We start from the raw sequence: 16,423 nt of genomic DNA, 5'->3' as shown, positions 1-16,423 counted from the left end.
GCCGGAGGTGCAGACAACCGGCCGCGCCATCGTATATTCACAGGAGGCTTTCTTTACAGGAGCGTCTCAGCTCGGGGGAACTTCCCGGTTGAAGCCGGCAGCAACAGAGGCACCAGAGGTACCAGAGGCACCACAGGCAACAGCGGCACCCGCCGACAAGAAGCCGGATACGGCTGTCAAGCAGCCGGCTTCCGTTCCCGTTGCTGCACCTGCGCCGGAGCAGATTATCACTTCAATGAAGGTTACGGCAACCGGCTATACTGCAGGTTATGAGTCTACAGGCAAGACATCCAAGCATCCGCAATACGGCATCACCTATTCGGGCGTCAAAGTACGCAGGGACAAAAATGCGGTATCCACCATTGCTGCCGACCCGAAGGTTCTGCCGCTGGGAAGTATTCTCTATATCCCGGGTTACGGTTATGCAATCGTTGCGGATACCGGCTCAGCAATCAAGGGACGCAAAATCGATTTGTATTTCGCTACCACCAAGCAGGTGTACAAGGAATGGGGCAAAAAGACGGTTGTTGTCCAGCTGATTAAGCGCGGTAACGGTAAATGCACTGAGAGCATGCTTAAGGATCTGGGCAAGGCGATTGAGACCTACAAAACGATTCCCCAGGACCTGCTGGAAGAGAGCATTTGAGGCGGAACCTGAGCCTCCGTAGTGTTTGATATGTTTTTCACTTGCATATGTATAAGACAGCCCTTGGCCCGCCATAATATCGACTGGGGTACATTGAGTGCCCTTAACGAGAACACTCAGGGGGTGAATTCCAGTGGCTAAAAAACCAAAAGTACAGGAAAACTACAAAACACCGAATGAAAAATACAATGCCGAGTTTGCTGTTGAAAATGACGGCGCAACAAAGCAGGGTACATTTGTTAAGCCGATGCAAAAACCGCAGCAGTAATGCTGTGAGTGCGTGGCTAACACCGAAATGCTAAAGCTGGATTGTTCCGGTACGCTCAGAGAATGGGCGCCGGGACAGTCCTTTTTCGTTTTTAGGGCATCTGCTGCTGCATGGACAAATATCCCTTATAATTCCAGGGGGCTCGGTCCCGGGACTGAGTCAGCTTTCCTTCTTACGCCGCTGTCCTCCGGTCTTCGAATGCTGTAGACTAAGTCTATAGGGTATGCATGAAGGCAAAAACGACATCATAAAGGGGAAATGAAGCATGAAAAGAAGGTTCACCAGCCAGGTTCTCGGCGGACTGATCCTGATTGGACTTGGCGGGATGTTTCTGCTGAGGCAGATGGGATATACCGATTTTAGTATAGGTTCCCTTATTTCGGATTACTGGCCGCTTGTCCTGATCTGGATGGGGCTGCAGAATTTTTTGTCCACGAATGATAATGGTTCAAAGGGTTCGTCGGCTTTCTGGGGATTTTTCTTCCTCGCACTCGGGGTTTATTTCCTGGGACGGAATCTGGACTGGTTTGATGTATCGCCAGGCGATTTCTTCAAGCTGCTCTTTCCGGTAATGCTGATCGGCGGCGGCCTGTATGTGATCTTCAGACCGCGCAGCCGCAATATTCCGCCGGTTCCTCCGGCACCATCGTCACCGCCTGACTTCTATCCGCCCGGACCGGGTACGCATGAGCCAGTAGCACCTCCAAAACCGCTGGAATCCACACTGGATGAACAGTTCGAGCAGAAATTCGGGAAGCCTGCTGGCGAACGCAACTGGGACGACTACCTCTCAAAGAATGAAGAGGATGCCCATGAGCAGGAGCAGGACCCGAAGGGATATTTTCAGTCGGCATCCGAAGCCCGCTGGAAGGAGAACCGGGACCGCCATGAACGCAGACGCCAGGAGCGCCAGGAACGCCATGCCCGCAGACACGGGGAGTGGCATGAGGACTTCCATGAAAAACAAAACCATAAGGAAACGACAAACCGTTCGGCCTTTATCGGGGACGTGCATATGGGCAAGGAGCATTTTCAGCTGAAGCACACCAACATCTCACAGTTCATTGGAGACACCGTGCTTGATCTGACCAATGCGCAGATTCCTTATGGTGAGACCAAAATCAACATATCCGCTTTTGTCGGCGACATTAAAGTCTATATTCCGGATGATATGGATCTTGGTGTTTCGGTCAACAGCAGTTCCTTTATCGGCGATATGCAGGTGCTGGAGCAGACGCGCAGCGGATTTATGAGCAGTGTGCAGTGCAAGACCCCTTATTACAAGGAAGCCGGCAAAAAAGTCCGGATTAACGTGAGCGCCTTCATCGGCGATATCAAGGTTAAAACGGTGGGCTAAAGGATGGGGACGATCTTCAGCAATACCAAATGGCTGCTGCTGCTCTATTTTCTCCTCAGCGGAGGCGTCGCTGCCGGTCTCGTCTATGCTGGGACATGCCTGGGCTACATTGAAGTTGTGGATTACCGCATGTGGCTGTATCTTATCCTCGGAATAGTGTTGTTTAACGTTGTAGTCGGCTATATGGCCGGACAGCGGATCCAGCGGCGGATCGACCATCTCGATCTGAACATGCTGCAGGTGGCCAAAGGCAACCTTTCTGTGCGGATGCCGGAGAGTGATGACCAGTCCTTTGCCAGAGTGTACCATGAGTTTAATATGATGATGGATACGGTTGAAAATAAAATGCAGATTCTGCAGCGTCTTGGCGAACAGGAAGTAATCGAGAAGGAAAAGGCGGCGGAGAGCGCGGTATTGGAGGAACGCCGGCGGATGGCCCGTGATTTGCATGACACGGTAAGCCAGCAGCTGTTCGCGATCCATATGTCCGCCTCTTCGCTGCCTAAAGTGCTTGAACGCAATGAGCAGCAGGGAATAACGGTCATGCATCAGCTGATTACGATGTCGCAAATGGCGCAGAAGCAGATGCGGGCGCTGATTGCCCAGCTGCGTCCAGTAGAGCTCGAGGGCAGGAATCTGTTCGAGGCGCTGGAGAAATGGTTTCCGGATTACTGCCGGCAGAACGGGCTCAAAGGGGTCAAGGAGCTGGAACTGCAGGGTGAGCTGTCGGAAGCGATTGAACACCAGCTGTTCCTGATTATCCAGGAGTCTATGGCTAATATTGTGAAGCATGCCGGAGCGCGCGTAGTCAGCCTGTCCCTGCGTGAAGCCCCGAGACAGGTCGTTCTGAGCATCAGCGATGATGGCCAGGGGTTTGAGCATGTGCAGCACAAGCAGGGGTCCTATGGGCTGACAACCATGCGTGAGCGCGCCGAAAAGCTGGGCGGGCAGGTGGAGATCATCAGCCGCAAAGGAGCGGGAACGACGATCCGCGTACATATACCAAAATTTGTTCAAGGCAATCAGGAACAGGAGGAATAGACATGAGTGTCATAAAAGTACTGCTGGTGGACGATCATGACATGGTGCGGATGGGACTCAAAACGTATCTGATGCTGGACCCGCTGTTTGAGGTCGTCGGCGAAGCGGGAAACGGGTCGGAAGCGCTGAATATGCTGCGTGACTGGGGCCACGAGAATCTGCCTGATCTGGTTCTTATGGATCTGATGATGCCGGTAATGAACGGTGCCGAAACGACGAGGGCTGTGCTGGCCGAGTTCCCGGGTCTCAAGATCGTCATCCTGACCAGCTTTCTGGAAGATGATCTGGTGGTTGATGCGATTGAAGCCGGTGCAGTCAGCTACGTGCTCAAAACAGTTTCAGCAGAGGAACTGATCTACGCCCTGCAGGGGGCTTACCGCGGTATGCCGGTCATGACCGGCGATGTGTCGCAGGCATTAACCCGCGGCATCCGCCAGCGGACGGTTCAGGGCGATTCATCCGGCCTCACCGAACGTGAGAAGGAGGTGCTGCTTCTTATCGCCGAGGGCAAGACCAACAAGGACATCGGCGAGGAGCTGCATATCAGCATCAAGACGGTTAAGACGCATGTCAGCAACCTGCTGATGAAATGCGAGCTGGATGACCGCACCCAGCTGGCCATTTACGCCCACCGCAAGGGCTGGGCCCAGGGATAAAGGGAAACATCATATTTGCATTTATCTTAAAACTCCAAATGAAGTCCCGGTGCAGATAAGCACCGGGACTTTTTGCTTTTTTAGCGTGGATTTCTATCATCTTTTATCTCTGATTAAATTGTTTTTAATGTGCAGTTAAGGTTTAAAGTACAAAATAAGAACAAGAAGAAAACACAATACTCCTTGTCAGACAGACAAGGCACGGGAGGAAAGTAAACATGGATAACAACAATAATAATTCTAACAACCTTAATCGTGATAACGAACCAGCTAACAGCACTAATAATAATGCAGACAGCAGCAACCAGGCTCAATCAACGGAATCCGGATCATCCTACTATTACTCGTACGGACCTTTTAAATCCATTAACAATGAGGACGGCAATCAGGATAACGGTCAGCATTACAACCGCCGTGAGCCTGAGCGTGTTGAGGTTACTGCTCCGCAGCCGGTCAAGCAGCTTCCTTACAGCACATCGCTCCGCACCACCGGCTATGATGGTAACGGCGGTCGCGGCGGAAACGGTGCGGATGGCGGAAACGGCTGGCAGTACAACAGCAAGCCTAAGAAGCCAGTAAAGGCAGTGCTGCTCTCCTTCCTGGCCGGGATGATCGTATTGTCCGGTTCAATGTTTGCGGCAGACCGGGGGAACTGGTTCACCGGTGGCCAGGAAACAACAGCATCGGTGGCAAGTACAACGGCTAAATCGGCTGTCGGCAGCGCGAGTGTGACACCATCCACTTCGACTACCTCGCTTCTTACCGGCACAACGGATGTATCCAATGTGGTTGATGCGGTCGGTCCCGCTGTCGTGAAGATTGAAACACTGGTGAAGAGCTCGAGCAGAGGCTCATCATCCAATCCGAATATGAGTGACCCGTTCTCGCAGTTTTTCTTCGGCGACCAGTTCGGGGGCTCCTCCGGATCAGACCGTAATTCGCAGTCGGAGTCAGGCAGCAATTCGGATTCACAGCTCACTCCTTATGGAATCGGAACAGGCTTCATTTATGAATCCTCCGGTTACATTCTGACTAACCAGCACGTTGTTGAAGGTGCAGACGTTATTCAGGTTACGGTTGACGGAACAACCAAGCCATATGAAGCGAAGCTGCTCGGTTCCAGCAAAGACCTGGATCTTGCCGTTCTGAAAATTGAAGGGGCGGACTTCCCTACTGTAGCGCTTGGTGATTCCGACAGCCTCAAGGTCGGCTCCGAGGTTGTAGCGATTGGTAACCCGCAGGGCTTTGATCATACCGTTACAGCCGGTGTACTGAGTGCGAAAGGACGCAGCATCGATATTAACGAAGAAGACGGCAGCGGCACACGTAATTACAAAAACCTGCTGCAGACCGATGCTTCGATCAATCCGGGGAACTCCGGCGGTCCGCTGCTTAATCTGAACGGTGAAGTGATCGGGATGAACGTGGCAGTCAGCACGGATTCACAGGGGATCGGCTTTGCGATCGCAGTGAACACCATTAAAGAGGTTGTAGACAAACTGGAGGCCAACCAGGAAATCCCTAAGGAGCCGGTTCCGTTCATCGGCGCATCGCTGATGACCATTACCGACCAGGTTGCACAGCAGATGGGTACTGACATTACCGAAGGTTCAGTAGTAGCAGAGATTGTATTCAAGTCGCCTGCTTACACTGCAGACCTGCGCCCTTATGATATCATTACAGGGGTGAACGGCACGAAGTATGCTACCAGCCAGGAGCTGATTACTTATATTCAATCCCTTAAGGTCGGGGACAAGGTTACATTGAATGTAGTCCGTGACGGCAAAACGCTGGAGCTTCCGGTTACGATCGGCAATAAAAATGATTTTGATACCACCCAAACCCAGGAGCAGTAATCAAGCCGGACGGTATTGACAGACGGAAGGGGCAACCCTTCCGTTTGTGCTGCTGCTGGACGTGAATCCGTACATTCATGCTACAATAGAGACAAAACGAACTGGACAATGGGGGCTGCCTGATGCGACCGAATATTTTAATTATTGATGATGATGAAAAGATTACTTCCATGCTGCGCCGAGGCCTTGCCTTTGAAGGCTATGATGTAAAGACGGCATCCAACGGAGCGGACGGGCTGCGTGCCATTCTGACCGGTGACCCCGATGTGGTTGTTCTGGATGTGATGATGCCGCAGGTGGACGGCTTCGAGGTCTGCCGGCGCATGCGTGAGGGAGGCAGCACCGTCCCGGTGCTGATGCTTACGGCTAAGGATGAGATAGAGCACCGTGTTAAAGGGCTTGATCTGGGAGCGGACGATTATCTGGTAAAGCCGTTTGCGCTGGAGGAGCTGCTGGCCCGGGTGCGTGCGCTGCTGCGCCGCAAGAGCGAGCAGGGCGGAGCACCCGATCAGACCGTAACTTATGAAGATATTACGCTGGATGTGGATTCACGCGAAGTGACCCGTGCAGGTAAACGCCTGGAGCTGACAGCCAAGGAGTTCGAGCTGCTGCATCTGTTCATGCAGAACCCGAAGCGTGTGCTCTCCCGTGACCTGATTATGGATAAAATATGGGGTTATGACTACAGCGGGGAATCCAATGTGCTTGAGGTATATATCGCCATGCTGCGCCAGAAGACGGAGGAGCATGGCGGCAAACGGTTAATTCAGACGATCCGGGGAGCCGGTTACATTCTAAGAGGTGACTAACATGTCTATTAAATTGCGGCTGACAGCCTGGTATTCAGGAATTTTGGCCGTTATGCTGCTGGCCTTATCAGCCGCAATTTACGGTTTTGTCTATTTTAATACGTATGGGGATCTGAAAGACCGGCTAGTCAAACAAGCGTCTCAGGTAGAACCCAAAGTCGGGCTAACCAATGATGGAACCCTTCAACAAATATTGGGAGGTCCGGCGGGACAGAGCCTGTTCGGCCAATTGTATATTTACGATCTGGACAAAATGATTCCCAGTCCCAATATGACCGAGATTCACCTTGAATTTAAAGTGCCGCCAAAGGACAGCATGGAGAATCAGCAGCAGGAATTCCTGCAGTCCTATTACAATGGTAACCCCTTTCTGATCTTTCAACAGGGAGTGAATGTTGCCACCAATAACGGCAATTTAGCCGGAGTGCTGCAAGTAGCAGTGTATACAGGGGAACAGGTCACCATGCTGAACCGGCTTAAAAACATTCTGCTTGTCGGCTCCTTTGCCACGCTGATTGCCGCGTTTACGTTCGGGCTTTTCCTGGCCCGCAAATCTATGAGCCCGATCGGCATGGTTATTGAGGCGGCCAACGGGATTCAGACCGGAAACGATCTCAGCTCGCGGATTGAATATAACGGACCTCCGGACGAGATCGGCCGGCTGATTGAGACGGTCAACAGCATGCTCGGGCGGATGGAGGGCTTCTACAGGGAGCTTGAGGATTCCTATGCCACCCAGCGCCGATTTGTGTCGGATGCTTCGCACGAGCTGCGGACACCGCTTACAACGATCCGGGGCAACATTGACCTGCTGCAGAAGATCTGGGAAATGGACCCTGACCAGAGCCGGATGAGCGAAGCGGAAATCCGCCAGCTGTCCATAGAGTCCGTGAAGGATATAGCCGATGAGTCGAAACGGATGAGCCGGCTGGTCGGCGACATGCTCTCCCTTGCGCGGGCAGATACCGGCCGGACCTTTGACAAGGAGCCGGTGGCGCTGGAGCCGCTGATGACAGAGGTGGCCCGCAGGGCATCGTTCCTGCCTCGCCAAGCCGACTGGTCCATTGGCGATCTGAGTCAGATGAACGGAAAATATATTGTCGGCAACAAGGATTACCTGCAGCAGATGCTGTTCATTTTCATTGACAATGCCTTTAAGTATACACCTTCCGGTGAGGTTACGATGGATGCTGTGTTCTATCAGAATCAGGTGGGCATCCGGATCAAGGACACCGGGATCGGCATGGACAAGGACCAGGTTCCGCATATCTTCGACCGCTTCTACCGGGCGGATGAATCAAGAGGAATGACCGAAGGAATCGGACTCGGGCTGTCTATCGCCAAATGGATTATCGATGAGCACGGAGGGTCAGTGGAGGTAGTTACCCGCCAGGGCGAGGGGACGACCTTTATTATCTGGCTGCCGCTTCTCTTTGCTCCGCCGCTGGAATAGGGTATAATAGACAGGTCCTATTATAGCCGTCATTGACAGCAGAAAGCTGGTGAACATACATGGAAGTCATCAAAATTTCTCCCCGGGGCTATTGCTATGGTGTCGTAGATGCCATGGTGATGGCACGGCAGGCCGCCCAGAACCTTGATCTGCCCCGGCCGATTTATATACTTGGCATGATTGTACATAACAGTCATGTTACGAATTCTTTTGAGGACGATGGAATTATTACCCTTGACGGGCATAACCGTCTGGATATTCTCGATAAGGTCGACAGCGGTACAGTTATTTTTACCGCACACGGTGTTTCGCCTGAAGTACGCAGGCTGGCCCGTGCCAAAGGGCTGACTACGGTGGATGCTACTTGTCCGGATGTAACGAAGACCCACGATCTCATCAAAGAGAAGGTGGAGGAAGGCTACGAGATTATTTATATCGGCAAAAAAGGCCATCCGGAGCCGGAGGGCGCCGTCGGCATTGCGCCGGAGCATGTGCATCTGATCGAGAAGGAAGAAGAGATTGCCGGCCTGAATGTGCCATCTTCACGAATCGTCATCACGAACCAGACCACGATGAGCCAGTGGGATATCAAGCATATTATGAAAAAACTGCTGGAAACCTACCCCGGCGCAGAAGTGCATAATGAGATCTGTATGGCTACACAGGTGCGCCAGGAGGCTGTGGCTGAACAGGCTGGGCAGTGCGACCTGGTAATCGTCGTCGGTGATCCGCGCAGCAACAATTCCAACCGGCTGGCACAGGTGTCTGAAGAGATTGCCGGTACGCCTGCCCACCGGATTGCAGATGTATCCGAGCTGAATACCGAATGGCTGCAGGGCGTTAACAAGGTAGGGGTTACCTCCGGCGCCTCCACGCCTACACCGATCACCAAGGAAGTTATCAGCTATCTGGAGCAGTATGATCCGGCGAAGCCTGAGACCTGGGAGATCAAGCGTACAGTGAACATGGCAAAGCTGCTGCCGCCGGTCAAGAACAAGACTACGAGCGCTACCTGATGTTATTTTGAACTTATTCGTTAACTGTTTTCACATGCTATTATCAGGCACCTGTTCCTCCGGTTGGAGAGAACGGGTGCTTTTTATGTTGTTAATTACTCCTTGTTTTTTCGTAGAAGTTTCCTTGGCGAATATCACTTATCTAGTAATTACTGGAATAAACGGCGGTTCCATCCGGAAAATAAGTTGACGGATACTGTATTATGCGGTAAAATCACTTTAGCGCTTAAAAGCACACACGCGTCGTAGCGTAATAGTATTTATTAATTATTTAAAATTATAAACAGGATTATCCTAACAAAGGGGAGCTAATAATATGATCGTTATTACGTCTAATCAGACACCGCAGGAGCAGGTAAATGACATTATTGCCGTTATCGAAAAGCAGGGGCTGCAGGTCCATCTGTCGCGCGGTGCAGACCATACGGTAATCGGACTCATCGGTGGTGTTACGCCAAGTCTTGCCGAGCATCTGCGCCAGATGAAGGGCGTGCAGAACGTTGTGAAGATCACCAAATCCTATAAGCTGGCCAGCCGTGACTTCCATCCGGAGGATACCATTATCGATATCCGCGGCGTGAAGATCGGCGGGGAGAATCTTGTGGTAATGGGCGGGCCGTGTGCAGTTGAATCGCCTGAGCAGATTGATGAAATCGCCCGTCTGGTCAAGGCTTCCGGCGGGCAGGTGCTGCGCGGCGGCGCGTTCAAGCCGCGTACCGGTCCATACAGCTTCCAGGGTGTCGGTGTGGAAGGCCTGACGATGATGGCGGAAGCCGGCAAGAAGCATGGCCTGCTGACCATTACCGAGGTTATGACACCGGAATATGTGGATATTTGTGCGGAGCATGCAGATATTCTGCAGGTAGGCACACGCAATATGCAGAATTTCGATCTGCTGCGCAAGCTCGGCACCTGCGGCCGTCCTGTGCTGCTTAAACGCGGCTTCAGCGCAACCTATGACGAACTCCTGAATGCGGCAGAGTACATCCTTGCGGGCGGCAACCGTGATGTTATGCTGTGCGAGCGCGGTATCCGTACATTCGAGACTTATACCCGCAATACCCTTGACCTGTCGGCGATTCCGGTGCTTCAGAGCCTGAGTCATCTGCCGGTTATTTCTGACCCGAGCCACGGCACCGGCCGACGCGAGCTGGTAGAGCCCATGGCTAAAGCCTCTGTTGCCGCCGGAGCTAATGGTCTGATTATTGAAATGCATACAGATCCTGACAATTCCATGACAGGTGACGGGGTTCAGTCCCTGTTCCCGGATCAGTTCGATAAGCTGCTTAGAGATCTGGAGAAGCTTGCACCGCTGGTCGGACGCAAATTCTCCGAATCGCTTGAAGCGGCGCCTATTGCCTGATCACCCGGAAGAACCTTGTCATACGTGGCCTTCTTTCCTGCAGCCAGGCGGGAAAGAGGGCTATTTATTATTTGGCCTGGCATTATGGAATACAATTTTAGGCAAGATACGGCTTATTCACGAAAGCGTCAGAATATCTTACATTGTGATCAAAAATACCTGACATAAGCATTGACGATGTTAGGTATGAGTTTTATAATGACGACAGTAAAAAAATAAAACAAGAACATTTGATACTGAGAGCGGGTTAATGTTCGGAACTTGGGGAGGAATTATTCATGTCGGTTGAAAAAGTGTTGCAGACGATCAAGGAAAACAATATCGAGTGGGTGGATTTTCGCTTTGTAGATTTGGGTGGACGTGCTCATCACATCTCATTGCCAGCATCTGCAGTTGAGGAAGAAACATTTGTAAATGGTGTAGCGTTTGATGGTTCTTCCATCAAAGGATTCCGCGGTATTGAAGAATCGGACATGGTAATGATGCCTGATCCAAGTACTGTATACATTGATCCTTTTACAGCTCACCCGACGCTGAATATCATGTGTGACATCTTCACTCCTGACGGCGAACGTTATGAGCGCGACCCGCGTGGTATCGCAGTAAAAGCCGAAGAATTCCTGCAGTCAAGCGGTGTAGGCACAGCGGCATTCTTCGCACCTGAGTCCGAGTTCTTCATCTTCGACGATGTCCGCTACGAGACTACAATGCACAGCTCTTCCTTCTCCGTAGATTCCGAAGAAGCAGTATGGAACACGAACCGCAAGGAAGAAGGCGGCAACCTGGGCTTCAAGGTAGGCGTTAAAGGCGGATATGTTCCGGTAGCGCCAGTGGATTCCCAACAGGATATCCGCAGTGAAATGTGCCGTCTGCTCGGCGAAGCAGGACTTGAAATCGAACGTCACCACCATGAAGTGGCGACTGCGGGACAAGCGGAAATCAACTTCCGTTTCGATACCCTGAAGAAAACAGCTGACAATCTCCTGACTTACAAATATATCGTGCAGAACACTGCACGCCAGTACGGCAAAGTTGCAACCTTCATGCCAAAACCGCTGTTCGGCGATAATGGTAGCGGTATGCACGTTCACCAGTCCATCTTCAACGGCAGCGAGCCTTTGTTCTACGAAAAAGGTGCTTATGCCAACCTGAGTGAAATGGCTCTGAACTACATCGGCGGTATCCTGTACCATGCACCGGCACTGATCGCGCTGACTAACCCAAGCACCAACTCGTTCAAACGTCTGGTTCCTGGTTACGAAGCACCGGTTAACCTGGTTTACTCCAAAGGTAACCGTTCCGCTGCTGTCCGTATCCCGGTAGCTGCTGTAACACCTAAGGGCTGTCGTATTGAATTCCGTACACCTGACTCCACTGCTAACCCTTACCTGGCATTCTCCGCAATGCTGATGGCTGGTCTGGACGGAATCAAGAAAAAAATCAACCCTGAAGAAATGGGCTACGGTCCGCTGGACAAAAACATCTATGAATTGTCCGATGCTGACAAAGAAAAAATCCGCAGTGTTCCAGGCAGCTTGAATGAAGCTCTTGACGCTCTGGAAGCTGACTACGAGTTCCTTACTGAAGGCGGCGTGTTCACCAAGGACTTTATTGATAACTACATCGCTCTGAAGCGTGGAGAAGCACAAGAGGTTGCCATTCGCGTTCATCCGCATGAATATGCCCTGTACTTCGACGTATAGGATCGGCATTATATAATTTTAGTTTAGCTCAGAAGCCTCCGGGAAGACCCGGAGGCTTCTTTGTGTTCTTTTTTTGGAGGGAAATGCTTTTTTAAATAATAAGTAGCAAAAATTTTCGTAAATATGTTCAAATAAAAAGAATAATTTATTATAAATAGAAAAGAATGCGTTTGCTAAAATGAGATTTAGTATGCTATGAATCTCTTTCTGGACAAAATTTTAATTAACTGAGCATCTTTAATAAATAATTTAGTCGCATTTTCGGAAATGTTTTCGGATTATACCTGGTTGCTACAGTGTGTCTATTGCAGACGAGGATGGGAATAACCCTTGATATTGCAGGATTTAAGTCGGAAAATTAATTATCTCTTAATGATATACAGCAGTTTATCCAAAAATCTCTTTACAACATTTGTTTACGGTGCAATAATAAAACCGAAAACGGTTTCGTAAAAATGATCTGGAAGGATGAATACTTTGGCACACAAAAAAATAGCAGGCTGGCAGTTCACCGGGCAGAATGGGGAGTTCAGCCTGGAGCAGCCTGACCGGAGCAGTTTCTTGTATTTTCCGCTGGTTAACGAAGGGGGCATGATGTCCTCGGTCACTCCGCAGCTTCATGGCCAGGTAACCTCGGGACATAATACCTTTCTGACACCGCCACTCTCTGTGGAGGATCTGCACAATTCGCGGGCTTCCCGCAATTTCTGGGTTTATATCGACGGAAAAGGCGCCTGGTCGGCAGCAGGGAATTCAGCCCGCCAGCATGCAGAGGCTTATTCGGAGACTGCAGACGATTCTCTGCTGGAAGCGGGGCTGCTGTGGCACAAGGTCACACGGGAGAACCGGCAGCTGGGCATCAAGGCGGAAGTGACCAGTCTCGTTCCAGTAGGGAGTGATAAGGTTGAGCTGATGAAGGTAGTGCTGACGAATATGGGAACAGGGGAAATATTGATTACGCCCACTGCGGCCATTCCGCTGTATGCACGTTCGGCAGATGATCTGCGGGATCACCGTCATGTCACTTCACTGCTGAACCGGATTTATACCTTGGACTATGGCGTTGAGGTTCAGCCGGCGTTGTCCTTTGATGAACGCGGACACCGGGTTAATCATACGTCCTATGGTGTTTTTGGTGCGGAAGAGGACGGTGCTCTGCCTGTTGGCTTCTTCCCTGTTCAAGAAGAGTTTATTGGTGAAGGCGGCAGTCTGGACTGGCCCGAAGCGGTAGTATGGAATGCAGAGCCCCAGTCCGGCCGGGACGGAGCTCTACATAGCGAGGGTTATGAAGCGCTGGGAGGCATAAGATTCGCTTCAGTTCCGCTCCTGCCGGGCCAGAGCCGTTCGTATGTAGTAGTAATGGTGATCGGCAATGACCGGATTGATGTAGAAGAACTGATGGGAAAATACGGCTCTGCTGCAGCTTTTGATGCCGAGCTTACGGCTAACAAGCAGTTCTGGGCAGACAAAGTGAACACTGTGTCCTTCCATACAGGGGATGACAGCGCTGACCAGTGGATGAAATGGGTTACCTTGCAGCCGGTGCTGCGCAGGCTGTACGGGAACTCATTTCTGCCCTATCATGATTACGGCCGCGGCGGCCGGGGCTGGCGTGATTTATGGCAGGATTGCCTGGCCCTCCTGATCATGGAACCGGAGGATGTGCGCAGCCTGCTGCTGAATAATTATGCGGGAGTGAGAATAGACGGCAGCAATGCAACCATCATCGGTCAGCACCCCGGAGAGTTCATTGCCGACCGGAATAACATTCCGCGCGTATGGATGGACCATGGGGCGTGGCCGTTCATGACAACCCTGCTGTATTTGAATCAGAGCGGTGATCTGGATTTCCTGCTGCAGGAGCAGACTTATTTCCGGGACTCCTTTATGAGCCGCTGCCGCGAACGTGACAGCTCCTGGGAGCCTGCTGCAGGCAGCAGCCTGCGCACCAGTGCAGGTGAGGTCTATACCGGCACGATTCTGGAGCATATTCTGCTGCAGAATCTGGTTCCGTTCTTCAATGTGGGTGAGCATAATAACATTCTGCTGGAGGGTGCAGACTGGAATGACGGGCTGGATATGGCGGCCCAGCGTGGAGAGAGTGTTACGTTTACCGCCTTCTATGGCGATAATCTTTATGAGCTGTCTGAGCTGCTGCGCACACTGAAAGACCGCACGGGAAGCGGCACGCTGGAGCTGGCGGAAGAAATGCTGCTGCTGCTGGACTCCCTGGGCGAGAGTGTCGATTATGCATCTGTATCCGCCAAGCAGGAACGGCTTAACCGCTATTATGCTGCTGCACCGAACCGTGTGAGCGGCATCCGCGCAGAGCTTAAGCTTGAGCAGGTGGCAGATGACCTGGCCCGCAAGGCAGAGTGGATCTTCAGCCACCTGCGCAGTAATGAATGGGTGGAAAGTGTTCACGGCGGCGGCTGGTTTAACGGCTATTACAATAATGACGGTGAACGGGTTGAAGGAGAGACGGCCGGAGGTGTCCGGATGACCCTTACCGGACAGGTGTTTCCGCTTCTCGGCCGCGCGGCAGCCCCTGAACAGATTCCGCATATGATCGCTTCCGTTGAAAGAAACCTGTTCGATGCCGTAATCGGCTACCGGCTGAATTCGGACTTCGGCGGCATCCAGCAAAACCTGGGCCGTGCCTTCGGATTTGCTTTTGGCCATAAAGAAAACGGGGCGATGTTCAGCCATATGACTGTAATGTACGGGAATGCGCTGTATAAACGCGGTTATGTCCGAGAAGGATACAAGGTGCTTGATTCACTGTACAGCCTTAGTGTGAATTTTGAGCTGAGCAGGATGTACCCGGGAATTCCGGAGTATATCAATGAAAAAGGCAGAGGAATGTATACGTATCTGACCGGCTCGGCCAGCTGGCTGCTGCTGACGATGGTGACAGAAGTATTCGGCGTTAAAGGACTTCTGGGTGATCTGCTGCTTGCACCGAAGCTGGTCAAGGAGCAGTTTGATGCACAGGGCAGGGCGTCGATTAAGACTCTGTTTGCCGGACGTGAGCTGGAGGTCGTCTATACGTCCACAGGAAGCGCTGAGTATGGAGAGTACCAAATACACGGTATTACCCTGAACGGCGCTGTGGTGACGCTTCAGCGCGTCTCAGAGGGTGTGTTGATTCCGCGTGCGGTGCTGCAGGCATTGCCGGAAGGACAGGTTCATGAATTGAAGGTTGAACTCGCCTGATCAATAAATAAATAATGAGAAGTGCCTGCGCTGCCTCTTAAGGTGCTGCAGGCTCTTTTTTGATAGACTCTGAAAAAGCGGTTGTATCGGAAAGGATGGATTAGAATGGCTCACCAGCTTTCAAATGGAATTCTGACTGTGGATATTGCAGAGCCAGGAGATTACAGCGGTACCAGGTTCGACTGGACCGGTTTTATTACCCAGGTCACACTGGAGGACGGAAAGCATACCTTTTGTGTTCCGGAGAGTCTGCATGCAGGAAAAGGCAGCGGGGGGATCGGGCTGTGTAACGAATTCGGCATCTCCCGGGCAATAGGCTACGCGGAAGCTGCCGCCGGGGAGTGGTTTCCGAAGCCTGGTGTCGGGCTGCTGCACAAGACGGATAATGCTGCCTATGATTTTATGGCTGCGTACCCGCTCATCCCCTCAGAGATAAAGACGGAAAGCAGCCGGCATGAAATAGTGTATAAGGTGAAGTCTGAGGAGTGCCGGGGGTACGGTATACTTTTGAGCAAACGGATCTCACTGCACGGGGACCGGCTCATCATTGATTATTCACTGGAAAATACCGGAATAAAGCCGCTGCATACGGAAGAGTATATTCATAACTTCGTTGGAATCAATGATGCTCCTGCCGGGAAAGACTATGAGCTGAAACTGCCTGGAAAAGCCGGTGTGCATGAACCGGAATCCTCGTATACCTCCGGGCTGCTGCATGTGTCGGGTAACGTTGTAAGCTGGACTGCCGTTCCTGACCGTCCGTTCTATTGCCGGCTGAGCGGCTGGGAGAAGGGGGATGCGGATTGGTACTGGGAGCTGGTCCACAAGCCGAGCGGAGCAGGAGTGCGTGAGAGCGGAAGCTTCCGACCGGAGCGGATGGCTCTCTGGGGTGAGCAGCATGTGATTTCTCCCGAGGTTTTTGCGGACATCAGTATTTTACCGCGTCACAGCAGGGATTGGAGCCGCAGCTATCAGTTTTTCACGTTATGAAGCCCGGGGATCTTACGCTACATGTGAATAATTATACTTGCTGGCGTGT

13 protein-coding genes are annotated in these 16,423 nt (G+C 51.8%); all 13 read left to right on the top strand.

The window, feature by feature from the left end; translation table 11 throughout:
* Positions 1-28: 28 nt before the first annotated feature.
* The 13 genes from BLR64_RS08955 (at position 29) to BLR64_RS08900 (ending at position 16,374) form a co-directional block, all read left to right on the top strand.
* The gene (locus tag BLR64_RS08955) at positions 29-646 is read left to right on the top strand and encodes a 3D domain-containing protein (protein ID WP_415841142.1); all 618 of its coding nucleotides are present in this window, start codon (positions 29-31) and stop codon (positions 644-646) included.
* 133 nt (positions 647-779) lie between these two features.
* Entirely contained in the window at positions 780-914 is a 135-nt protein-coding gene (locus BLR64_RS30985; RefSeq protein ID WP_279615457.1) for a hypothetical protein, read from the top strand.
* Positions 915-1,179: 265 nt separating this feature from the next.
* Positions 1,180-2,271, top strand: a complete 1,092-nt coding sequence (liaF, locus tag BLR64_RS08950) for a cell wall-active antibiotics response protein LiaF (RefSeq protein WP_090713787.1) — start codon at positions 1,180-1,182, stop codon at positions 2,269-2,271.
* A gap of 3 nt (positions 2,272-2,274) precedes the next feature.
* Positions 2,275-3,312 carry a sensor histidine kinase gene (locus BLR64_RS08945; protein ID WP_090713786.1) on the top strand — a complete coding sequence of 346 codons (1,038 nt, stop codon included), beginning with the start codon at positions 2,275-2,277 and terminating at the stop codon, positions 3,310-3,312.
* Between the two features lie 2 nt (positions 3,313-3,314).
* Positions 3,315-3,968: a response regulator gene (locus BLR64_RS08940; protein ID WP_090713785.1), complete on the top strand. Its 654-nt coding sequence runs from the start codon at positions 3,315-3,317 to the stop codon at positions 3,966-3,968.
* 218 nt (positions 3,969-4,186) lie between these two features.
* On the top strand, positions 4,187-5,824 hold the full coding sequence (locus tag BLR64_RS08935; protein WP_090713784.1) for a S1C family serine protease: 1,638 nt from the start codon (positions 4,187-4,189) through the stop codon (positions 5,822-5,824).
* Between the two features lie 122 nt (positions 5,825-5,946).
* Complete coding sequence (locus BLR64_RS08930; RefSeq protein WP_090713783.1) at positions 5,947-6,633, top strand: response regulator transcription factor; 687 nt, start codon at positions 5,947-5,949, stop codon at positions 6,631-6,633.
* Between the two features lies 1 nt (position 6,634).
* Positions 6,635-8,086, top strand: a complete 1,452-nt coding sequence (locus BLR64_RS08925) for a sensor histidine kinase (protein WP_090713782.1) — start codon at positions 6,635-6,637, stop codon at positions 8,084-8,086.
* Between the two features lie 59 nt (positions 8,087-8,145).
* Entirely contained in the window at positions 8,146-9,102 is a 957-nt protein-coding gene (locus BLR64_RS08920; RefSeq protein ID WP_068728952.1) for a 4-hydroxy-3-methylbut-2-enyl diphosphate reductase, read from the top strand.
* Between the two features lie 316 nt (positions 9,103-9,418).
* Positions 9,419-10,465, top strand: a complete 1,047-nt coding sequence (gene aroF, locus BLR64_RS08915) for a 3-deoxy-7-phosphoheptulonate synthase (protein ID WP_039871525.1) — start codon at positions 9,419-9,421, stop codon at positions 10,463-10,465.
* Between the two features lie 278 nt (positions 10,466-10,743).
* Entirely contained in the window at positions 10,744-12,168 is a 1,425-nt protein-coding gene (gene glnA / locus BLR64_RS08910; protein WP_090713781.1) for a type I glutamate--ammonia ligase, read from the top strand.
* A gap of 477 nt (positions 12,169-12,645) precedes the next feature.
* Positions 12,646-15,384, top strand: a complete 2,739-nt coding sequence (locus BLR64_RS08905; RefSeq protein ID WP_244157646.1) for a GH36-type glycosyl hydrolase domain-containing protein — start codon at positions 12,646-12,648, stop codon at positions 15,382-15,384.
* A gap of 105 nt (positions 15,385-15,489) precedes the next feature.
* On the top strand, positions 15,490-16,374 hold the full coding sequence (locus BLR64_RS08900) for a hypothetical protein (RefSeq protein ID WP_090713779.1): 885 nt from the start codon (positions 15,490-15,492) through the stop codon (positions 16,372-16,374).
* Positions 16,375-16,423 lie beyond the last annotated feature (49 nt).

The organism is Paenibacillus typhae (genome assembly GCF_900099765.1).
In the GTDB taxonomy this organism is placed as follows: domain Bacteria; phylum Bacillota; class Bacilli; order Paenibacillales; family Paenibacillaceae; genus Paenibacillus_AQ; species Paenibacillus_AQ typhae.
Note: the sequence above shows the minus strand (reverse complement) of the source record. Positions and strands in the feature narration are given on the sequence as shown.